At 65.1% G+C, this 21,829-nt stretch carries 20 protein-coding genes and 1 tRNA gene; 12 read left to right on the top strand and 9 right to left on the bottom strand.

Features of this window, described 5'->3' with window-relative positions; all coding sequences use genetic code 11:
* Positions 1-33: 33 nt before the first annotated feature.
* The 5 genes from mobF to DKM43_RS12940 all read right to left on the bottom strand — a co-directional run bounded on the left by mobF (position 34) and on the right by DKM43_RS12940 (position 6,271).
* A complete protein-coding gene (mobF, locus tag DKM43_RS12960) occupies positions 34-3,045 on the bottom strand; it encodes a MobF family relaxase (protein ID WP_109798917.1) in 3,012 nt (1,003 codons plus the stop codon).
* Entirely contained in the window at positions 3,042-3,815 is a 774-nt protein-coding gene (locus tag DKM43_RS12955) for a hypothetical protein (RefSeq protein ID WP_109798916.1), read from the bottom strand. Before DKM43_RS12955 ends, mobF begins: the two co-directional genes overlap by 4 nt.
* Before the next feature lie 331 nt (positions 3,816-4,146).
* Positions 4,147-4,782: a hypothetical protein gene (locus tag DKM43_RS12950; protein WP_109798915.1), complete on the bottom strand. Its 636-nt coding sequence runs from the start codon at positions 4,780-4,782 to the stop codon at positions 4,147-4,149.
* Positions 4,779-5,957, bottom strand: coding sequence for a replication initiation protein RepC (gene repC, locus DKM43_RS12945; RefSeq protein WP_109798914.1), 1,179 nt, complete (start codon positions 5,955-5,957; stop codon positions 4,779-4,781). The genes DKM43_RS12950 and repC overlap by 4 nt, the downstream gene beginning before the upstream one ends.
* Before the next feature lie 237 nt (positions 5,958-6,194).
* Positions 6,195-6,271 (bottom strand) — tRNA-Arg (locus DKM43_RS12940).
* A gap of 124 nt (positions 6,272-6,395) precedes the next feature.
* On the opposite strand from DKM43_RS12940, the gene DKM43_RS12935 reads away from it, so the two are divergent.
* Positions 6,396-6,818: a hypothetical protein gene (locus DKM43_RS12935; protein ID WP_109798913.1), complete on the top strand. Its 423-nt coding sequence runs from the start codon at positions 6,396-6,398 to the stop codon at positions 6,816-6,818.
* Positions 6,819-6,851: 33 nt separating this feature from the next.
* On the opposite strand, the gene DKM43_RS12930 is transcribed toward DKM43_RS12935, so the two are convergent.
* Positions 6,852-7,340, bottom strand: coding sequence for an MmcB family DNA repair protein (locus DKM43_RS12930; protein ID WP_109798912.1), 489 nt, complete (start codon positions 7,338-7,340; stop codon positions 6,852-6,854).
* A gap of 47 nt (positions 7,341-7,387) precedes the next feature.
* A complete protein-coding gene (locus DKM43_RS12925; RefSeq protein ID WP_109798911.1) occupies positions 7,388-7,963 on the bottom strand; it encodes a TMEM165/GDT1 family protein in 576 nt (191 codons plus the stop codon).
* 91 nt (positions 7,964-8,054) lie between these two features.
* Between DKM43_RS12925 and DKM43_RS12920 the strand changes: the two genes are divergently transcribed.
* Positions 8,055-9,401, top strand: a complete 1,347-nt coding sequence (locus tag DKM43_RS12920; protein WP_109798910.1) for an alginate export family protein — start codon at positions 8,055-8,057, stop codon at positions 9,399-9,401.
* Here the strand turns inward: DKM43_RS12920 and DKM43_RS12915 are convergent.
* Positions 9,374-9,556, bottom strand: a complete 183-nt coding sequence (locus DKM43_RS12915) for a DUF1289 domain-containing protein (RefSeq protein ID WP_109798909.1) — start codon at positions 9,554-9,556, stop codon at positions 9,374-9,376. The genes DKM43_RS12920 and DKM43_RS12915 overlap by 28 nt on opposite strands.
* 2 nt (positions 9,557-9,558) lie before the next feature.
* The gene (locus DKM43_RS12910; protein ID WP_109798908.1) at positions 9,559-10,881 is read right to left on the bottom strand and encodes a M20/M25/M40 family metallo-hydrolase; all 1,323 of its coding nucleotides are present in this window, start codon (positions 10,879-10,881) and stop codon (positions 9,559-9,561) included.
* A 333-nt stretch (positions 10,882-11,214) separates the two neighbouring features.
* Between DKM43_RS12910 and DKM43_RS12905 the strand changes: the two genes are divergently transcribed.
* From DKM43_RS12905 to DKM43_RS12860, 10 genes are all read left to right on the top strand, one after another.
* A complete protein-coding gene (locus DKM43_RS12905; RefSeq protein WP_109798907.1) occupies positions 11,215-12,714 on the top strand; it encodes a DEAD/DEAH box helicase in 1,500 nt (499 codons plus the stop codon).
* Positions 12,715-12,805: 91 nt separating this feature from the next.
* Entirely contained in the window at positions 12,806-13,516 is a 711-nt protein-coding gene (locus tag DKM43_RS12900) for a sterol desaturase family protein (protein ID WP_109798906.1), read from the top strand.
* Positions 13,513-13,944 carry a DUF2141 domain-containing protein gene (locus tag DKM43_RS12895; RefSeq protein WP_109798905.1) on the top strand — a complete coding sequence of 144 codons (432 nt, stop codon included), beginning with the start codon at positions 13,513-13,515 and terminating at the stop codon, positions 13,942-13,944. Before DKM43_RS12900 ends, DKM43_RS12895 begins: the two co-directional genes overlap by 4 nt.
* 38 nt (positions 13,945-13,982) lie before the next feature.
* Entirely contained in the window at positions 13,983-14,828 is an 846-nt protein-coding gene (locus DKM43_RS12890; RefSeq protein WP_109798904.1) for an HpcH/HpaI aldolase/citrate lyase family protein, read from the top strand.
* 90 nt (positions 14,829-14,918) lie between these two features.
* Positions 14,919-16,349, top strand: coding sequence for a PAS domain-containing protein (locus DKM43_RS12885; protein ID WP_109798903.1), 1,431 nt, complete (start codon positions 14,919-14,921; stop codon positions 16,347-16,349).
* Positions 16,350-16,421: 72 nt separating this feature from the next.
* Entirely contained in the window at positions 16,422-17,393 is a 972-nt protein-coding gene (locus DKM43_RS12880) for an alpha/beta hydrolase (protein ID WP_236632577.1), read from the top strand.
* A gap of 25 nt (positions 17,394-17,418) precedes the next feature.
* Positions 17,419-18,813 (top strand): M48 family metalloprotease, encoded by a 1,395-nt coding sequence (locus tag DKM43_RS12875; protein ID WP_407938499.1) that lies wholly within the window; start codon positions 17,419-17,421, stop codon positions 18,811-18,813.
* A gap of 11 nt (positions 18,814-18,824) precedes the next feature.
* A complete protein-coding gene (locus DKM43_RS12870; RefSeq protein WP_109798902.1) occupies positions 18,825-19,631 on the top strand; it encodes a DsbA family protein in 807 nt (268 codons plus the stop codon).
* 33 nt (positions 19,632-19,664) lie between these two features.
* On the top strand, positions 19,665-20,822 hold the full coding sequence (locus tag DKM43_RS12865) for a sensor histidine kinase (RefSeq protein ID WP_109798901.1): 1,158 nt from the start codon (positions 19,665-19,667) through the stop codon (positions 20,820-20,822).
* A 125-nt stretch (positions 20,823-20,947) separates the two neighbouring features.
* Positions 20,948-21,745: a LytR/AlgR family response regulator transcription factor gene (locus DKM43_RS12860; RefSeq protein WP_109798900.1), complete on the top strand. Its 798-nt coding sequence runs from the start codon at positions 20,948-20,950 to the stop codon at positions 21,743-21,745.
* Positions 21,746-21,829: the final 84 nt, after the last annotated feature.

The following is a 21,829-nucleotide window of genomic DNA, read 5'->3' as shown; positions in this document are numbered from 1 at the left end:
TGCGATTGTGGTCATGCGTGGATGTCGACATGGTCAGCGACCCCGCTCGAGGTCGCGGCCTGGCTCGATGTCTCGCTCGAGCCCGACTTCGCGGCCACGGCTCGGTACCAGTTCAAGCTCACGCTCCTTGTTCTCCAGCACCATTCGAGCGAATGCGGGGCCACCGATAGCGGCCAGCATGCGGTGCTCATCCGTCATGCGGCGGTCCTGCTTCGGCTGATCTGGCGCGGTCTCGAGCGCGCTGGTCTTGGCGCCGGAGCGTGCCTCGACCTGCCGCTCGACCCGGTCGGGGTTGTCGGTCACGAGCGTCGCGTTCTCCGCGATCCGGGTCACGGCGACCAGGAACGAGGCCGAGGTGTTGAGCATCCGCTCGCGCTCGGACATCATGATGATGCCGTTCTGCGCGGTCATCCCCTGCGCGACGTGGACGTTGATGGCGTAGGCGAGGTCGAGCCGTTCGAGCATCGGATCGCCGCGCGGAAGATCGTGCAGCTTGCCGTCGCTCGCCGTCACAGTGATGGTATCGCCATCGATCCGCGCGACATGGGCAATGTCGCCATTGAGCAGCCCGCGCGCCCCATCCTTGGCGGTCCAGCGGATGCGGTCGCCCTGGTGGAGGTCAATCTCCTTGCGCTCGAAGATAGTGACCGCATCGTGTTTGAGGTTGCGGGGCAGACGGTCCGGATCGAAGCGCTGCACTTCGCCATTGGGCATGGCTAGCTCGACCTTACCGTCCTTGATGCCGATGACCGTTCCCCGCTCACCGCGGGCCAAGCCCTGTCTGGTCAGGTTGGTCTCGAAGGCAACAACGCGCCCCTCGTGGTAGCCCTTCAACTGCCGCGCGCCTTCGCGGGTGACGGTGACCCGGTCGAGCACCTCGAGCTTGATCCCCCTCGCACCAATCTGGCCGCGCTCGATCAGCGAGGCCTGCGCAGCGGCATTGCCCGCGCTACGCATCGCACGCCCGGCCGCGAGCAGGATTGTGTTGTCGCGCTGCTCCTTGGGCAGGTCGGCCCACATATCGGCGGCGATGCCCGCGATCTTGCCCGGCGCAACTTCGATGGTCGCAGGTTTGAGTGCGGCGAAGGCTTGGGCGACATCACCCTTTTCGAGCGCGCGGTTGATAGCCTGCATCTGCGGGGTCTGCGCCCGCAGGTTCTCGGTGATCGGGCTTTGCCTGAGATCTTGCTGTTGAAGCTGGGCAAAGGGCTTGCCCGCCTCGATGGCCGGCAGTTGCTTCACGTCGCCGGCGAGCACCAGCTTGCCCACGTCCATCTGGTTGGTGAGGGTGATCAGCCGCGCGAGCCGATCCGTGCCGATCTGACTCGCCTCATCCACCATCACCAGCGCACCGGACAGCTCCGCCCTTGCCGCTGCCACCTTATCCGCGCTGGCACTGCCATCGATGACACGGGCATACCGGGCCAGAAAGGCATCGACGGTCGATGCCGGACTGGCCGTCTTCTCCCCAAACTCCCGTGCGATCCGGCCCACATGGGACAGCGCGACGACCTGCCGCCCCTCCTCACGCGCAATGGCTGCGACCGGAGCCAGCGCCGCCGACTTCCCCACACCCGCGCCGCCCTGAACCAGATGAATGCGGTCTTTGGAGGTGAGGATCGCGACGCCAGCCTGCTCCTGCCCGGCATTGAGTCGGCGAAGTCCGATGGCCCGTGCCTGTTCCTGCAATCGCGCGACGATGCCGTCCTTGTCCGCAATCGGCTGCACGCTGTCCTTGCCCGCTTGCGCGAGGGCGATGACCTTCGTCTCCATGGCCAGCGCCTGTTCGGTGGTCAGCATGCAGTCACGATCCGCAGAAGCGCTGCCGACCAACAGCCCGCGCTGCTGCAACAGATCGATCCGCGCTTCGATCATGTCGACGGTGACCGGTCCCTGCCGTTCAAGCGCTGTCCGGATCAAATCGTTGCGGGAGAACGCCGCCTCGCGTTCGCTCAACTCCCGCGCCGCCGACGCCACCGCCTGCGCTGCGGCAAAGGCTTTTGGTTCGAGGCGTCCGAGCCGCTCCGGAACCAGCGGGTCGCCATCCTTCGGGGTCAGCCCCATGACGCTGGCAATCGCCATGCCGCGCTCGCCGATCCCGCGAATGCCGTCGACGACCCGCGACCAAACCGTCTGTTCGCCTGCCGCGCGTGCCATGGCGTGTTCGATCAGCCAAGCCGGATCGAAGCCGATTGCGCGAGCGGTTTCTTTCCAAGCGGCGACCTGCCGCGCCGCATCCGGCGCCAGCTCCTTCCCGCGCCTTGTCGATAGCGCCGCCAATTCGCGTTCGCGGGCACTGCCCCGGTCCTCCTTGGCCAGTTCGGCAAGAATTTCGGCGCGGCGGGTCGAGAACGCTTCGACCGCATCCCGGGTCACGCCCTTGATCTCGAATGCGCCATCAATGGCATTGCGAGCAGGCACGGTTTCGTAGCCTAAAGCCTCGACGCGGCTGCGCAGTTCGGCATTGTGCACCGCCGACAGGACGTGCTGGGCGCGGTAGAGCTCGTCATTGCGCACCGCATGCCATTTGCCATCCGAGGCCTTCGTCGCGTTGGCGATGACAGCATGGATGTGCATCTGCGGTTCGCCGTTCCTGTTCACGTCATGCAGGAATGTCGCAGCGATCAGGTTGCCGGTGCGCTCCGGCACCTGCCGTCCTTGCGCTGCATCCCACACCCGCGCTTCGACGATGTTCTTCTCCGCCCAGCGCAATGTCGCGGTCACAGAGTCCTTCAACGCCTCGACCAGACGCTTGTCGCCGCCGAGCATCGCCACCAGCGACACGGACTTCGACGCCGAGAAGGTCAGGTCAACGCCGGGGCGGTGCACGCCGTCCTTCCCGGCAATCACCGATCCGTCTGGCAGGTTTCCTTCGAGCACGGCTGCAAAGGTCTGTTCCTCGACCTTGCCGGTTAGGGCCAACGCCTCGGCACCCGTGCCGAACCACGCGCTGGCATCCTGCGTCTGGTCAGCGGTGTAGTAGTTGTCGGCCGAGTAATACTCCGCTGCCGATGAGGCCGATCCGACCGAGGCGAGCGTAATCATCGCCGGTCCTCGTGGGCAATGACGCGCAGCCCGAGATCGCGCTCCTGCTCGGGGACCCTGCAATCGGTGACACCATATTTGCGGGCGATCAGCCGACACATTTTCGCAGGGTGGTCGATCAGCTTGCCTGACTGCCAGACCGACCAGCCATCGAACTGGGTAGGCAGGATTGTTGCGATGAGCGCGCCCATGAGGAGCATCAAACCGCCACATGCCGACAGAAACTTCAGCGACAGAAAGCGGTTGTCGCCGAGGTAGATGGATCTCATCTGCCGCGGTTCGCTGGCGAGTGCGATCGACTTGTCGAGCTGTTCGGAGATCTTCGCGAGGTGCGGCTCGAGCGCGCCGAGAAGGTTCGGCGCAAGGTCTTCGAAGGCAGCGAGGAGCTGCTCGGCCCTCTTGTAGAACGGCGAGAGACTGGCCTGATCCTGCTCCCGGAAATGGGCGAGGAGTTTCTCCTGGGCGATGCGATTGGCCTCTTCGCCTCCGTTCCACTTCTCGGTCAGCTTGCCAAGCATTCGGGCATTGTCCGCCTGCGCCCGGTCCAGCTCCATCACCAGTTCGCGCAGCTGGTGCACCAGCCCGCTGACAGTCGCATCTAGCTTCGGTGCAGCTTCGGTCTGGAAGGTTGGCCGCCCCGCGTCGTGCGCCTCGATCAGCTCATGGATTGCTTTGCGCAAAAGCTCGGGCCGACTGAGCGATTTTGCCTGCGCAACCCTGTCGAGGGCGGCAAGGACACGGTCCTCTACGGCAACATTGACCTGTGCCATCAGACCCTCCCCAGGATTGCGAGGAGATCGACGCGTCTAGAAGCTAAGTGACTGATATAGGCTCGTTCTAGAAGACCTTGCTGCTGCGCGCCACAGCTTTGGATTGCTTTTTGGGCGCCCCTAGAACAGCGCCTAGGGCCTAGAACGGCTGATTTCTGCGGGTTTGCGCACACCTCGCCACCGCTCGAATTCAGCGTGGAGTGTGCACTTCTATATGCGCTGCTTCGTGACTGACGGTCTGATGGCGGGGAGTCATGACGTGGCTTGGCATTTCCTGCAGGGTGCCACCGGCCGAACAGCCGGAAAGTGATTATCGCGTTCTGCACGGGGTTCATGTGATGTCTCCGCCGAATATGTTGGTGTCTCCGGCCCGGTCGAAATCCAAACTCGACATCAGGGTCGCTGGAGGCTCCGCCTCCCGGCTCAGTGCAGCGCAGTAGCGCTGGTAAAAGCCGTAGCTGAGCCGCTCGAACGGTGCGGCATCCGCGATCGTCTGGACGATTGGCAGGGGATCATCGGCGGTGGGTGCGCCACGGAGTGACCGCAGAATGACCGCCCTCTCGTAGGCGTGAAGGACGAAGTCACAGAAAGCGGCCCCGTCCAGCCTCGTCAGCACGCCAGCAATGACCTGGGCGTCTGGAGTGGTACAATGCTGCCCGACCAGTTGCCTGACCGGATCGTGCCAATGGTCGAAATGGCTAACCCAGCTTTCCAGCCACACAGGCCAAAGGACCTGGCCGTCAGGAACTGAAAGTTGGTCGCAGACCACGTCGGCAGTGAGATCGTACATCCCCTCGAATAGCGCTGGCAGGGCAGCAAAGATCGGCTGCGGGTCAATGTCGCGCATCAGGATCGCGGCGGCATGACGCCAGCTCAAAACGGGGTCTCGCCCGGGCTTGTAGGACGGCCACCAGATGTTGCCCGCCTCCAGCTCTGCCCAAAGGCTTGTGGTTCGCGTTCCTGTCATGGCTGCACCTCCCCCGAGAGCTTCGCCAAGGCCGACAGACATGCACCCGCAAAGCTCTGGCCGGCTCTGGGGGCTGACAGCTCCGGTTCGAACTGAAGGTCCGGCAAGATCCCTTCTGGATAGCCCTTGGCAGCCTTGATCATGGGCAAGAGGCTGGAGGCGTTCCGCAGCAGCCCGCTTAGGCATTTCCTGCCTGACCGCGCTCGGTAGCGGTGATCGCTTGGCAATCGCGCATTGCGGTCGATGACGAGGAGGCAGAGGGCCGCGCGCTCGCGACCCAGCCTTTCGCAGGCCTCTGCCCAGGCCGGCTGCGACACATTGTGCCAGCGGCAGGCGATCGCCGATGCATCGACGATGTCTGGCCAGCCCGGTGCCCGATCGGATGGCAGGAGGCTTCGATAGTCTGCGCTTGCAAGACTTGCAGCCAAGGCCGGGGAGACCTCGTCCGACCGGTCAGCACCGGTCGCGCGCTTACGGTTTTTGAACGAGTCTTTGACAGGTATATTGGGTGCGAAGATTTCTTCCGTCCGGTGGGAAGATTTCGTGTCACCAGAGGGAAGTTTTGGCTGCACCAACAGCGCCTCGAGCATGGCCTTCAAAGCTTCCAGCTTCTCGGCAGAGCTGATGCGGGACACGCGCCCGCGAGGCAGAATCCGTTCTGCTTCCTCGATCAACGAAGCCGCCTGCGTCGCGCGGATCTCCCTGCCGAGCATGACAATCTCATGCCGCAGTGAAGCCATCGCCCGCTCATGCAGCTCCATCGCCTCTAGCCGGGCTTTCCACCGGCCAAAGCCATCGATGAGCGGGCGAAGGCTGATCCCAGCGAGGCTGACGATGACGCCGTCACGGCGCTGACCAGTTCGGCGTGCATGAGGAACATGGGTCCGCTCAATGAACCCGCCGCGCTCCAGCTCGGCTTCGGCATTGTGCAGGACCTTCGTCGAGATCCGCAGCGTCTGAGCCGTGGTCTGCGGTTGCTCCCACACCCCGCAAATCCTGCCAGGCTCAAAGTCGGACGACCGGCAGCCGAGCAGGTAGTGCTTCAGGACGCGCACTGCGGTCGCCGACAGGCGTTCCTCGCGGCGGGACCCTGGCGCGATCTTCTCGATCAGATCAGCCAGACTGAAGTGAGTGACGCCGGGTGGAAGCCCGTTATGTGCCAAGGAGATGCTCATGAAGCACCTCCCGCAAGGTTTGCCCTTGCACCCGATTCGCGGGTCGCGTAAATGGGAAGAATAGCCTCTACGCTATCGAAATGACCGCTGTGAAGGGTGCCAGCCCTTCCGGCGGTTTTTCGTTTGCGCCATCGGTCTGGAGGGTCGGAAATCCGTGTTATGTGCACATACTGTGCACCGAGCCGATTTTTCCGAGTCGGCGCAAACGGCCAACTCCCTGATTTTACTTGAAGAATCTGGCGCACCCGACAGGATTCGAACCTGTGACCTCTGCCTTCGGAGGGCAACGCTCTATCCAGCTGAGCTACGGGTGCCAGGGCCAGAGGCGCACCTAGCAGCGCTGCGGCGTGGTTGCCAGCGATTTTCTGCGCCGCTTTGACCGACTGTGCGCAGGTGTTTAGCAATTTGGTAGCAGCCGCAGGCGTAGCTCTGCGAGCCATGCAGACACCTTCCGCCCCGACCAGCGATTCGACCGGCCGTTCCAGCGCTGCCACCAGCAATCGGCAGATCGCGTTCGGTCAGGCGGCGGGCAATGCCATGTCGATGAAATGGGCAGCCTTGCTTGATGCATCGGCCGTGGTCTGCTCGCTCGCAGGGCTTCAGCCAGAAACCCGCAAGCCCGAAGTGCGCAATTTTCCCGCGATCATGCGCGATACGGGCGGCTGGCGCTATGAGCTGGCGCAGCAGGGGGTGGACGACCTTGCTGCGATCATGGAGCCGGGCCTTGCCGCCCTGCTCGCAGTGTCGGCACGCGGGGTATCGCCGGCAGCGGCCGCAACCGCGCTCTGGCACGAGTTCGTCACCGCGCGCGCGGCGCTTCTGGCGCTGATCCCGCCGCTGGGCATCAAGCGCCTGTCCTGACCGGAAAGATAACCAGGGGCCGACGGGCGCAGGTTACTGGCCCCAGACGGCGCAGGCCGGATCAAGGCTGACCAGCTGGCGGCGCAGGGCAGTGCGGGCCAGCCGTTCGACCTCGGCCTTGCGGCGCGCGGCGGCCAGCGGCAAGATCGGCGCAGGCCGCAGGATTTCCGCGTCATAGCCATCGGCCACGATCACCCCGCAGGCATCCGGCAGGAAATCCGCCGTTTCCAGCGCCGCACGATCGAGATGCGGGGCAAGGCCCCAGTAGAACCGGTCGCAATGGTCAAGATAGTCCGTCCACTTGGCATCGCCGAGCAGATCGGCACGGCTGACCTTGATCTCGACGATCACCACCTGCCCCCTGGCATCAATCCCCATGATATCGGCGCGCCTTCCCGAACGCAGCGGCATTTCCGCAAGGCACCAGATATCGTTGCGCGCGAACAGGCGGCAGATTCCCCGCGCCACGGCGCGGGCATCGCACAAAGTCACATCACGGCTGGCCGGAATCGATTCGCTCATCCCGGCAGAGTAAGAACAAAAATCGAACAGGTAAAGCGATCAGGCTATCACCACGGGCCAACCGTCTGCACGAACAGCCACGCGCCGGTTGCCACCAGCAGGGCCGCCGCCACCATGCGCACGACATCGAGCGGGACGCGCCGGATAAGGGCATTGCCGAAGACGACCGCGGGCACATTGGCCAGCATCATGCCCAGCGTGGTGCCCGCCGTGACGGCCAGTGCATCGTTGAACCGCGCACCGAGGGCAATAGTGGCAATCTGCGTCTTGTCGCCCATCTCGACCAGAAAGAAGGCGACAAGCGTGGCAAGGAATGCGCCTCTGCCGCTGGTCTGCGGGGCTTCTTCCTCGTCCAGCTTGTCGGGCACCAGTGTCCACAGGCCCATGGCCACGAAACCCACGGCAATGGCCAGCCGGAACCACATGCCATCGAGAAACGCCGCAGCCGTTGCCCCCAGCAGCGCGGCGAGGAAATGGTTGGCCAGCGTGGCCGCCAGAATGCCCAGAACGATGGGCAAGGGCCGTTTGAAACGCGCGGCCAGCACGATGGCAAGCAACTGCGTCTTGTCGCCGATTTCAGCGAGGGCGACGATCGCGGTCGAGGTTGTGAAGGCTTCGAGCATGACCCGCGCCGTAAACCTGCACGAAGGGGCTGGCAATCGGGTGCAAAGCCTGTCATAAACTCTACTGATTTGATAGATATTGGGGATCGAGATGGTTCGGCGTCATGCTCTGATCGTGTCAGCGCTGGGCACTCTTGCGGGGCTGGGCATCAGCGCCCCTGCCGCGGCACAAGGCGAGTCGCTGAGCGTTTCCGCATCGGCGCGCCTGCGCTTCGAAACGATCGACGGCCAGTTCCGCCCTGCGCCTGCGCCGCAAAGCGACACCATGCTTTCGCTGCGCAGCGAACTGGCGCTCACCTATGACGCGGGGGCGGTGCGGTTCGCGGCCGAGATGTGGGATGCAAGGGCATGGGGGCAGAACCCGCTGTCATCCGCCAGCACCGCCGAAGTGAATGCCTTCGAACTGATCCAGGCCAATGTGCAGGTGCCATTGGCCCATGGCGGCCTGCTCCGGCTGGGCCGGTTCACGCTCGATCTGGGCAATCGCCGCATGGTTTCACGCCAGCGTTTCCGCAATACCACCAATGCCTTCACCGGCGCGCACCTTGCGCTGGGGGGAACGGGTGCGGGAGCAGGCAGGCTTGATCTCATGCTGGCGCTGCCCCACCAGCGCCTGCCCGATGACCGCGAGGGCATTCTGGCGGACCGGGTGAAGTGGGACCGCGAAAGCTTCGATGTTGTCTTCTTCGGGGCGCACGGCAGCTTGCCCGAAGTGCTGGGGGGCACCTTGCAGCCATTCGCCTTCGGCTTGATCGAGCGGGACAGTCCGCGCCTTGCCACGGCCAACCGCCGCATCGGCACTTTCGGAGTGCGCCATTTCCGCGCTCCGGCCGAAGGGCGCTGGGATCACGATCTTGAGGCCGCGCTGCAACTGGGCAAGGCGCGCCGGTCAACGCTTGCCAGCGATACGGCCGATCTGGAGGTGCGGGCATGGTTCATCCATGCCGAAGCTGGCCGCACGCTGCCAACGGCATGGCGCCCGCGCATCGTCGCTGCCTTCGACGCCGCCAGCGGTGATGGCGGAAAGCCGGGACGCTTCACCCGCTTCGACCCGCTTTATTCGGCACGCCGGTTCGAGTTCGGGCCAAACGGCCTTTACGGCCCTTTCCGCCGCAGCAACATCATCGCACCCTCGGCCCGGCTGGAAGTGACGCCATCGCCGCGCACCGATGCGTTCATCGCCTGGCGCACGGCCTGGGCTGAAAACGTGCGCGATACCTTCGGCGCCACCGGGGTGCGCGATCCGCAAGGCGTGACAGGCCCGCTCGCGGGACATCAGATCGAGGGGCGCGTGCGGCACTGGATCGTGCCGAAGCTGCTGCAGGTGGATGCAGGGGCGGCGCTACTGCTGAAACGCGGAGTGCTGCGCGATGCGCCCAATGCGCCTGCCACGGGCAATGCCCGCTATGGTTATGTGGATCTCATCCTCTCGCTCTGACGGCGGGCCACCGCGGCAAGGATCGCCCGCTTGCGCGCGGCGCTGGCGGCGGGCCATTCGCTGATCTCGCCGATGGTGCGTGCGCAGCCTGCGCACAGTCCGTCGTGCGGCGCAATGCGGCACACGCCGGTGCAGGGGCTGGCGGGTGCGGGCATGGTCAGCGCGCTGATCTTTCTGCCGCAAGGCGCGTCATCAGCAGGGCGGCGCGCTTCGCCTGCGTCCACAGGCTGGGCACATCCACTGTTTCGCCGGGGGCATGATCGCCGGTGGAATAGGGACCAAGCCCCACCAGCCCGTCAATGTATTGCGCCACGAAACTTATGTCGCCCGCGCCCCGCTTCATCGGATCGAGCGGCTCCATCGCGGGCAGGCCCAGGGCGGCGTTCACCGCGTTGAGCCGGGCCAGCAGGGCCTTGTTGCCCTCGGTCGGGGCCATGGGCGGATAGCCTTCGCTGAAGGTGATGCGTGCCGCCGTCACGCCGGGATAGGGGCGCTGCGTGATGGCTTCCATCCTCGCCATCGCCGCCCGGTTCTGTTCTGGCGAAAGCGTGCGCAGATCACCGCGCGCCACCGCCTTGCCGGCGATGATGTTGGTCTTGCCCTGTGCCGAAACATGGGCCTTGTCCTGCGCCACGTCCGCCTCGGCCCCGCCCGCAATCAGGCCGACATTGAGCGTGAGGTTGGGTTGGGGCAGTTCCTCGCGGAAGGCAGTGATGATCCTTGCGGCGGCATAGATCGCGCCATCACCAGCCAGCTCGCTCCACACGCCGCTGGAATGGCCCGATTGCGCCTCGACCGTCAGTTCCCAGCTTTGCGAGGAGCGCCGCGCGATGGAGCCCATGTCCCTGCCATCGACGCGGCTCAACCCTTCGAAATCGAGCGCCACATCCGCGGCCCTGGCTGCCGCCACCAGATCGGCGCGGGCCACGTCAGTCGGCGATCCGGCCTCTTCCTCATCGCCGGTCAGAAAGACCTCGATGTTGGCGCCTTTGAGCGTGCCTGCCGCCTGCATCGCGCGCACGGCCGCAAGGATCACCGCAATGCCGCCCTTGTCATCGCCCACGCCGGGACCGATGGCCTTGTCATCTTTGAGCGTGAAGGTCTGAAAGGAGGAATCCGGTTCGAACACGGTATCAAGATGACCGATCAGCAGAAGCCGCTTTGCGCCCTTGCGCCCCTTGTGGGTCAGCACCAGATGGCCTGCGCGGCCGGTGTGTTCCATGGGAATCCAGCGCGGAACGAAGCCCAGCGCGGCAAACTCAGGGATCACCAGATCGCGCACCTTGCGCACGCCTTCCAGATTGCGGCTGCCCGAGTTCTGGTTGACCAGCGTTTCAAGGAACTTCAGCGTGCGGGTCTGCTCGGCATCGATCGTGGCGATCATGCGGGCTTCCGGTCCGCTTTCCGGCCCCTTTGCCATGGCCTGAACCGCACTGCACGACAGCGCCAGAGCACTGGCAATCCCCAAGACGATCCGCATGATGCCCTCCTTTGCGAAAGGGTGTTGGCCCCGGCCCGCAGCCTATGCAACCTCCTTTTTCGTGCAATTTCCTTGCCTTTTGCCAAGGCCCTGCTTATGTGCACCGCAACAGGACCGGTGGCAGGCCTTATCTGCTGCAATCCGGGTGCTGGCGTGAGAGCCTGCCGCGATGGCACTGGTTCCGCTCCGGATGAACGGTCCCTGCCCCGCCCGCTTCCCCTTTCACGCACGGGTCGCACGATCGACCCCGCTCGTGTCCATGCGGCACTTGCGCCCAGCGAACTCCCCATGCGCGCCGGCACCCTGCCGGTGCGCCCATGAAAGCATTTCATAATGTCCTATTTTTCCGACCTCGGCCTTGCCGAACCCATCCTGCGCGCGCTTGAATCGAAGGGCTACAACGACCCGACGCCGATCCAGCGCCAGGCCATTCCCGCCCTGCTTGAGGGCCGTGACCTGCTTGGCATCGCACAGACCGGCACGGGCAAGACCGCTGCGTTCTCGCTGCCTTCGCTGCACCGGCTCGCGGCCGATCCAAAGCCGCGCAAGCCCGCTTCGTGCCGGATGCTCGTGCTCTCGCCCACGCGCGAGCTTGCCGCCCAGATTGCCGACAACATGAAGGGCTATGCAAAGAACCTCAACATGACGGTCGATTGCGTGTTCGGCGGCGTGCCCGTGGGCAAGCAGGCGCGACGTCTGGTGCCCGGCGTCGATGTGCTCGTCGCCACGCCCGGCCGCCTGCTCGACCTGATCGACCAGCGCGCGCTGACCCTTTCGCGCACCGAGATCTTCGTGCTCGACGAAGCCGACCAGATGATGGACCTGGGCTTCATCCATGCGCTCAAGCGGGTGGCCAACCTCCTGCCCAAGACCCGCCAGAGCCTGTTCTTCTCGGCCACTATGCCCAAGACGATCGAGGATCTGGGCAAGCAGTTCATCGTCAACCCGGTGCGCGTCGAAGTGGCGCCGCAATCGACCACGGCAGAACGCGTCGAACAGTATGTGACCTTCATCAACCAGGCTGAAAAGCAGGCGCTGCTCACGCTGCGCATCCGCGCCCTGCTGGCATCGAAGGAACTGGACCGGGCGCTGGTGTTCACCCGCACCAAGCACGGGGCAGACCGCGTGGTGCGCCACCTTTCCGCCGCCGGAATCGACGCGCGCGCCATCCATGGCAACAAGAGCCAGGCCCAGCGCACCGCCGCGCTCGAAGCCTTCCGGCAGGGTTCGTGCCCGGTGCTCGTTGCCACCGACATCGCGGCACGCGGGATCGACGTTTCGGGCGTGTCCCACGTTTTCAACTTCGAACTGCCCAACGTGCCCGAACAGTATGTCCACCGCATCGGCCGCACCGCACGCGCCGGAGCGGACGGCATGGCCATCAGCTTCTGCGCGCCCGACGAGAAGCCTTATCTCAAGGACATCGAGAAGCTGACGCGCGTGAAGATTGCCGCCCTGCCGCTGCCCGAAAACTTCACGACCGAAGCGGCACGCCTGCCAGCGCCCAGCCGCAAGCCCGAAGAACAGGAACGCGACGCCCGCCGCGATGCACGCGATGCACGCGGCAATGGCGGACGGGGCGGCGATGGCCGAACCGGTCGGCAGAGCCATGGCGGACGCGCGCAAGGCCGTGATGGCCGTCCGCGCGACACCAGCCCGCGTCAGGAACGCCGGGATGCAGATCGCACCCATGATCGCGGCCCGGTGCGCAACCCCGTGCTCGATACCACCGCCAACGGCGGCGAGCGTGACGGCGGCAAGCCGCGCAGCTTCCGCCCGCGCGGCGCCCCCGGTGTCGGCGCGCACAAGCACAAGGTGCGCCGCGCGGGCTGATGACCCGCCGCCGCACCGGCCCCTTTGCATGGCAGCCTTGCCCCAAGGCAGGGCTGTCATCCCGGCGCAAACCTTGGCATAGCACCGCGCGATGGAAAGCGTTCTTGCCTCGGCCCTTGCAATGACCGTGATCGTTGCCGTGCGCTATCTTGCCACAAGCGGCCTTTTCGCATGGCTGACCCGGCGCGTGCGGCCCGGCCATTATCGCGGTCTTGAGGCGCAGATCCGTTCGGAAATCGGCTGGAGCCTTGCCACGGCGGCCATCTATGGCGTGCCGGCAGGCATTGTGGCGTGGGGCTGGCAACAGCACGGCTGGACCCGCATCTATTCCGATCCGCAGGCGCTGCCGCTGTGGTGGATGCCCCTGTCGCTGCTGCTCTATCTGTTCATCCACGATACCTGGTTCTACTGGACCCATCGCTGGATGCACCGGCCAGCCGTGTTCCGGCACATTCACGCCATTCACCACGCCAGCCGCCCGCCCACGGCTTGGGCGGCGATGAACTTCCATCCGGCAGAGGCGGCGATTGTCTCGCTGCTCATCCCTGTGCTCGTGTTCTTCATCCCCATCCACATCGCCGTTCTGGGGCTGGTTCTGCTCATCATGACCGTGATGGGCGTGACCAATCACATGGGCTGGGAAATGTTTCCGCGCCGGCTCGTTCATGGCGCAGCAGGCCAGTGGCTGATAACCGCCAGCCACCACCACCGCCATCACGAACAATACCGCTGCAACTACGGTCTCTATTTCCGCTTCTGGGACCGGTTGTGCGGAACCGACAAGGGACTGTCCAAGCCATGAACCGCCGCCTTGCCCCGATCGCCGCCATCGCCATGCTGGCGGGCAATGCCCCTGCTCCCACCACGATCACGGTGGACGTCACCGGCCTGCGCAACGACAAGGGCATGGTCTATCTGTGCATGACCGCCAATGCCAGGCTGTTTCCCGAAGGCTGCGACAAGGATCCGGCGCGCCGCATCGCCTCGATCAGGGCAGGCGAGGAAGGCCCGCTGGTGCTGCGCGATGTCATGCCGGGGCGCTATGCCATCGTCCTGTTGCATGACGAAAACGGCAACAAGAAGATGGACAAGGCACTGTTCCTGCCCAAGGAAGGCTTCGGCTTCTCGCGCGATGCGCCGGTCAAGATGTCTCCGCCCAAGTTCGATGCCGCCGCCATCGACGTGACCGGCGCGCCGATGCGCATAAAGATGAAGGTCCGTTACCTGTGACTGTTGCCGCTTGCCGCGATGACCGCCCCTTGCGCTCGATGCTCTACATGCCCGCCAGCAACGCGCGGGCCATGGCCAAGGCGCGCAGTCTTGATTGCGATGCGGTTTGCCTTGATCTCGAAGATGCCGTTGCTCCCGAAGCCAAGGCCGATGCGCGCGCCGCGCTGGTGGCCGAAGCGCAGGCGGGCGGTTTCGGGCACCGGCGCCTGATTGCCCGGATCAACGGGCTGGCAACGCCATGGGGCAGCGCTGATCTTGCTGCCCTTGCCGCTGCCCCGGTCGAGGCGGTGCTTGCCCCCAAGGTTGATGATGCGGCCGATGTTCAGGCGCTTTCGGCCGCGATGGACGCGGCAGGTTTCGATGCCGCCGTTGCCTTGTGGGTCATGATCGAAACGCCGCGCGCGGTGCTGGCGCTGGAACGGATTGCCGATTGCGCCGCAACGACGCGGCTTGCCGGGATGGTGCTTGGCCTCAACGATCTGGCCAAGGACAGCGGCATGGCCCAGTTGCCGGGCCGCGCCGCTTTCGTGCCGGTGCTGACAATGGCAGTGCTGGCCGCGCGCGCCAACGGTCTCGTCGTGCTCGACGGGGTATGCAACGCAATCGACGATGAAGGCAGGCTCGAAGCCGAATGCGTGCAGGCGCGCGATTCGGGTTTCGATGGCAAGACGCTGATCCACCCCGCGCAGATTGCCGTGTGCAACCGCGTTTTCGCGCCCGGTAATGCCGATATAGCCGAAGCGGAGGCAATCGTTGCAGCCTTTGCCAACCCCGCCAATGCCGGCAAGGGTGCGCTGCGCGTCAACGGCAAAATGGCGGAATTGCTGCATCTTGCGCAGGCGCAGCGCCTGCTGGCGCGGGCGGCGGCCATCGCCGCGCGTTAACCAGTCGGAAGCCTTGTTGGCGCAACTTAAGCACTTCTTCACGAAGTTGCGCCAGACCTGATCCGGTAAGAAGGGGATCAGGAAAAGCTGATGGATACGTTGCGCGGATTTGATCGGGACGCCAGCCTCGATCTGGACAGGGAAGCCGAACTCGATCTTTCCGGCTTCGAACATGTCACGCGCGAACCCGATGCGCCCGAAGACGACGCAGCCAGCGAACCGCCGCCCTTGTTGGGGCAGGACGAACGCCGGATGCAGGTGCGCGCCTACAATTACTGGGCCAGCCTGCTGGGCACGGATGCCTTCCCCTCGGTCACTTCGTTCCTCGAAGGCGATCATCCTGACTTTTCCGAAAATCTCGTGCTGCTCCATTTCGACAACGGCATCGAGGATCCGGCGATCACCTTCCTTGGCGCAAGGCTGGCCGAGGAATGCGGCACCCGCAGCGCCATCCAGCGCCTGAGCGATGTGCCCGGACGCTCGCTGCTTTCGCGCATCACCGACCACTATCTCCAGATCATCGCCAATCAGGCGCCGATCGGGTTCGAGGCGGAGTTCGTGAACCAGCACGGCCGCACCGTGCTCTATCGCGGCATCCTCCTGCCGTTCTCGTCCAATGGCAGCGCCATCGATTACATCATGGGCGCCATCAACTGGAAGGAAGTGGCCGATCAGGCGACGACCGACGAACTGCTCCTGGAAATCGAACAGGCGCTTGAAAACGCTCCGGCAAGGAAACTGCCGCGCCGCCCGCTGATCGAGGCGGGTGACATCTGGGCCGACGGCCCGGCATCGGCCGATGCCGCGCCTGATCTCGACAGCTTTCCCGCGCCCGCCTTCGGCCTTGACGACGACATCTTCCCGCTGTCCGGCAAGGCATCCGATACAGGTGCGGGCAATGCAGGCGCCGGGACAGAACCCGAAGCGCTGGCCGACTGGCTGGCCGCAGCGCGCGAACTTGCCAATGCCGCCCATTCCAGCGAAGACCGCACCCGCGCGACTCTCTATGCCGCCATCGGCCGCGCATGGGACTTTGCGCTGGCCGCACAGGATGCGCCGGGAGACTTTGCCGAACTGCTGGCCGATGCGGGCCTGACGATGCAGGAGCGGGCGCCGATGACCCCGGTGGTCAAGCTCGTGTTCGGTGCCGATTACGACAAGACGCGGCTGACCGAATATGCCACCGCGCTTACCCATGCACAGCGCATCGGCCTTGGCCGGGGCCAGCTCGCCGCCTATCTTTCCGATGCGCCCGGCGGCCTCAAGGGTGTGGTCAACGCCGAGCGCCGCCTGCGCCGCGAGGATGCGGGCAAGGCACTGGCCCGGCGCGCGCCCGAAGCTCTGGCCGAAACGCTGCGCAGCCTGCCCACGCGCAAGGTGGCCGGGATCGCCGTGCCCGAAAGCTGCGAATTCGCGCTGGTCATGGTCCGCCGTCTGGAGAACGGGGAAGTGGTGGCGCTGGGCGAAGTGCATGACGATGCGGCGCTGATTGAACGCGCCGCGCGCCACCTTGTCGGCTGAGTCCCCCTGCCGGAATGACCTGACCTGAGAGGCGCTTTGCCCTGCGGGCAGGAGCCTGCTAGCCCTGCTGCCATGACGGAAGCGGCAAAGGGCAGACGACGCATGGGCTGGATCGGCTGGACAGTGCTCAGCCTCGTGCTGCTTGGCGCGCTCAGCCATGCCGCATGGCGCCATGCCATGCGCAACAATGCGGTCGCCGTGCTCGACGGGGCCGACCGGCTGCTGAGCGGCGGCGATGGTGCGATCCGTCTTTCTGCAAGCGCCCGCTATGGTGCGGACCCGGCACAGAAGCTGGAAATGTTTGTGCCCGCAGACGCGCAAGGCCCGCTGCCCGTGCTGGTGTTCATTCATGGCGGCGGCTGGTCGAGCGGCGATCCGCACGATTACCGCTTCATCGCCCGCACCTTCTGCGCGCAGGGTTATGCCGTGGTTCTGGCAGGCTACCGGCTCTATCCGGCGGCACGGTTTCCGGCCATGCTCGAAGATGGCGCGGCCGCGCTGCGCTGGGTGCACGAGAATGCCGCGAAGGGCGGGGGCGATCCGTCACGCCTTGCCCTGATGGGCCATTCGGCGGGTGCCTACAATGCGGTCATGCTCACGCTCGATCCGCAGTGGCTGCGCGGCGTGGGGCTTGATCCGGCAATGATCGGCGGCACGGTCTCGCTGGCAGGCCCTTTCGATTTCCTCCCCTTTGATACGCCCGCCACGATCCACAGCTTCGGCAAGGCGGCGGACCCTGCCGCAACCCAGCCGGTCAATTTCGTGCGCGCCGATGCCCCGCCGCTGCTGCTGGTCACGGGCGACGAGGACACGCGCGTCAAGCCGCGCAATTCGCGCCGTCTGGCCCGGCTCCTGACCGAGGCCGGCGCCCCTACCGCGCCTGTCATCCTCGAAGGCGTAGGCCATGAACGCATCATCATGATGCTGGCGCGCCCGTTCTCGCGCGATACACGCCTGCTTGATGCCGTGCTGCCCTTCCTGCGCCGGGCAACCTCGGCCCGCCAAGCGCCTGCTTCAGTTGCGGTTCAGGCACCCGGCGCCTAAGGTCGGGGCTGTGACGGAACGCGCCATCCCCCCCGCCGCACGCCCGGCCACACTGATCCCGCGCGCAATTGGCCGCCTGCTGGCATTGATCGCGGCGCTTTCGCTGTGCGTGCAACCGGCGGCGGCGCAATCGGTGCTGCGCGATGCCGAAACCGAAGCCCTGTTCCGCGATGCCTCGGCGCCGATCTTCCGCGCCGCCGGGTTCAATCCGCAGGCGATAGACCTCGTTCTGCTCAACGATGGTTCGATCAATGCCTTCGTTGCGGGCGGGCAGGCCATCTACATCCATTCCGGGCTGGTCGGCGCGGCGGATGACGTGAACGAACTGCAAGGCGTCATCGCGCACGAGCTTGGCCATATCACCGGCGGGCACATCGTGCGCTTCGATGAAGGGCTGAAGCCCGCCACCGGCATCACCGTGCTTTCGCTGCTGCTGGGCGGGCTTGCCGCTGCCGCTGGATCGGCCGAGGCGGCAATGGGCGTGTTCATGGCCGGGCAGCAGGCCGCCATGGGCAAGTTCCTTGCCTTCAGCCGCGCGCAGGAATCCTCCGCCGATGCCGCTGGAGCCAAGTTTCTTGCCGATGCGGGCATTTCCGGACGCGGTTCGATCGAGTTCTTCAAGAAACTCCAGAACCTTGAATACCGCTATGGCTACAGCGCGCGCAGCAACCCCGATGCCGAGTTCTACCGCACCCACCCGATGACGGCAGACCGCCTTGCCACCCTGCTCGATACCTATCAGCAGGATCCTGCGTGGAACAAGCCCTCGCCGCCCGATCTTCAGGCGCGGTTCCTGCGCGTCAAGGCCAAGCTTTACGGCTATCTTGCCGACCCGCAGGACACGCTGCGCGCCTACCCCGAATATCTGACCGATGTTCCCGCGCGCTACGCCCGCGCCTATGCCTTTCACAAGGACGCCTATCCCGACAAGGCGCTTGCCGAATCGCGCGCGCTCATCGCCAGCGATCCCGACAATCCCTACTTCCTCGAACTGGAAGGCCAGATCCTGCTTGAATCGGGACGTCCGGCCGAGGCGATTGCTCCCCTGCGAAAGGCCGTGGCGCTCACCGACAATGCGCCGCTCATTGCCACCACGCTTGGCCATGCGCTGATCGCGACCGACGACCAGGCCAACTATGCCGAAGCCGAAAAGGTGCTGCGCGCCGCCATTGTGCGCGACAAGGAAAACCCCTTTGCCTGGTATCAGCTTGGCGTGGTCTATGAAGCGCGCGGCGACAGCGCGCGGGCGCGCCTTGCCAGCGCCGAACAGCAATTGATGACCGGGCAGATCCCCGCCGCGCTGCGCAGCGCCGAAGCCGCCGAATCCGCGCTGCCCAAGGGCACGCCCGACTGGCTGCGCGCGCAGGATATCGCCATGTCTGCGCGGGCCATGATGGAACGCCAGCGCAGATCGCGCTAAGGCTGACGAGAATGACCGACCACCAGCCCCGCCGCTTCGGCCTTTTCGCCGCCACTGCCGCCATGTTCGCCGTTGCCGGTGCCGTGGCCGGCTGGTGGTTCCAGCAGCACCGCGCCGGATCGCCCGATGCGGCAGATGCGCAGCTTGAAGCAAGCCTGGCAAGCGCCGGGATCAGCAGCAAGGAGCGCGCCGCCATCGAAAGCCTTGTGCGCGCCTATATCCTCGATCATCCCGAAGTCCTGCCCGAAGCGATGGAACGCCTGCATCGCCGCGATGCCGAAAGCCGGCTGGCGCCCATGCGCGCCGAGGTGGAGAAGCCCTTTCCCGGCGCAATTCTGGGCAATCCGAAGGGGCGCGTGACACTGGTCGAGTTCACCGACTTTGCCTGCGGCTACTGCCGCCAGAGCGTGAAAGCGATCGAGGCGCTCGTGGCCGCCAATCCCGATCTCAGGGTGGTGGTGCGCGAACTGCCGATCATCGCCCCCGAAAGCGAGGATGCCGCGCGCATGGCGCTCGCCGCGGCGGCGCAGGGCAAGTATCCGGCCTATCATGCGGCCATGTTCGCTGGCGAACGCCCATCGCCGTCCAGCATCGCCGCCGCCGCCACTGCCGCAGGTCTCGATCTGGCCGCCGCGCGCACTGCCTCGGCGCGCGCGGATGTGACCGCCGAATTGCAGCGCAACCTCGAAATCGCGCGCGAACTTGGCATCAACGGGACGCCCGCCTGGATCATCGGCGGGCGCATCATCAACGGCGCGGTTCCGGCCGCCGATCTCCAGTCGGCCATCGATGCGGCCCGCACGGGCAAGGCGCTCTAGCGCTGGGCTGAACCAGTCGTTACAACCAGCGCCATGGCAGCCCTGCCGTTCAGACCCACGCCGTTCTTCGGCAACAAGAACCGCGCGTTCTGGCGCCTGCAGTTCCTTGGCTGGGGCGGCGCGATGCTGCTGCGCGCGATGTCCTCGATCGCCAACGGCCAGCCGTGGTCGTTCCTTGTCATCGTGGTGATCGCCACGATCACGGGCTTTTCGATCTCGCTGATCCTCTCGGTGATCTACCGGGCGCTCATCAACCGCCGACCGCTGATTACCTGGGGCATTACCGCGTTCGCGCTGTCGGTGGCGGTGGGGCTTTATGCCTTCATCGATTCATGGGTCATCAGCCTTTACCGGCAGGGCAGCGATGCCAGCTTCGCGCAGCTTTTCCTTGGCGTGTTCTACCTCGATCTCACGCTGCTGATTTCGTGGACGGGGCTTTACTACGCGATCAACTTCTTCCTGCAGGTGGAAGAACAGAACGATCAGCTCATGCGGCTGGAAGCACAGGCCACCAGCGCGCAACTGGCGATGCTGCGCTATCAGCTCAACCCGCACTTCCTGTTCAACACGCTGAACTCCATTTCCACGCTGGTCCTGCTCAAGCAGACGGAACCGGCCAATGCCATGCTTTCGCGCCTGTCCTCGTTCCTGCGCTACACCCTCGTCAACGAGCCGACGGCGCGCGTGACGGTGGCGCAGGAGATCGAGACGCTCAAGCTCTACCTCGACATCGAGCGGATGCGCTTCGAGGATCGCCTGCGCACCGATTTCCGCATCGATGATGCCGTGATGAACGCGCTCATGCCGTCGCTGCTGCTGCAACCGCTGGTGGAAAACGCCATCAAGTATGCGGTCAGCCCGCTGGAATACGGGGCAGAGATCACGGTCGAGGCGGAACTTGTCGGCCCGATGCTGCGCGTCAGGGTTTCGGATACCGGGCCGGGTCTGCCTGCGGGCACCGACCCTGCCAGCGTCTTTGGCGCCAGCAGCGATTCCACCGGCATCGGCCTTGCCAACATCCGCGACCGGCTGCTTCAGGCTTATGGCGAAAACCAGCGCTTCGAGATTTCCAACCGGCCCGAAGGGGGCTTCCAGGTCGTGCTCGAATTGCCTTTCGAGGCAAAGGCACCGCCCGCTGCCGCAGCGCCCGGCATGATCGCATCGCGCAGGCCCGCAGGAACAATCGCATGACGTGCGGGAACTTCAAGGCCGGTTCATCGTCCTGCGATAAGGCAATCGCCGAAATCCAGACGCAACGGGGGAACCATCACGGGGGCGCAACGTGATGCCATTTACCGGGTGAACAAGGAAACCGCATGACCATCCGCACGATCCTCGTCGACGACGAAAAGCTGGCGATCCAGGGGCTGCAACTGCGCCTTCAGGCCTTTCCCGATGTCGGGGTGATCGACACCTGCTCGAACGGTCGCGAGGCGATCCGCAAGATCAAGACCGAAAAGCCCGACCTAGTCTTCTGTGATATCCAGATGCCCGGTTTCGACGGATTCTCCGTGGTCAAGGGCGTGATGGAGATCGACCCGCCGCTGTTCATCTTCGTGACGGCCTTTTCCGAGCACGCGATCAAGGCATTCGAGGCCAATGCAGTCGATTACCTGCTCAAGCCCGTGGAGACCGATCGTCTGGCCGATGCGCTCGACCGGGCGCGCACCCGCATTTCGGAAAAGCGCGGGCGCGAGGAGGCCGAAAAGCTCAAGACCGTGCTGGCCGAAGTGGCCCCCGGCGCCATGCCCGAAATCGAGGACGAGGGCGAACCGGCCGCAGGCCGTTTCGAAAAGCTCATCAACATCAAGGATCGCGGCCAGATCTTCCGCGTCGATGTCGACAGCATCGAACGCATCGAAGCGGCCGGCGATTACATGTGCATCTACACCGGCGACAATTCGCTGATCCTGCGCGAGACGATGAAGGATCTTGAGCGCCGTCTCGATCCGCGCGTGTTCCAGCGCGTCCACCGCTCGAAGATCGTCAACCTCGATCAGGTCCGTCAGGTCCGTCCGCACACCAATGGCGAATGCTTCCTGGTGCTGGCATCGGGCGCCGAGGTGAAGGTATCGCGCTCCTATCGCGATGTCGTGGCGCGCTTCGTTCACTGAGGCCGGGTTCACTGGGGCCAGGTTCACTGGGGCCGGGTTCACTGGAGCTGGCGGCACGGTAAGGCAGGCGCCACCGCTCGACAC

The organism is Novosphingobium meiothermophilum (genome assembly GCF_003171715.1).
Lineage (GTDB): Bacteria > Pseudomonadota > Alphaproteobacteria > Sphingomonadales > Sphingomonadaceae > Novosphingobium > Novosphingobium meiothermophilum.
Note: the sequence above shows the minus strand (reverse complement) of the source record. Positions and strands in the feature narration are given on the sequence as shown.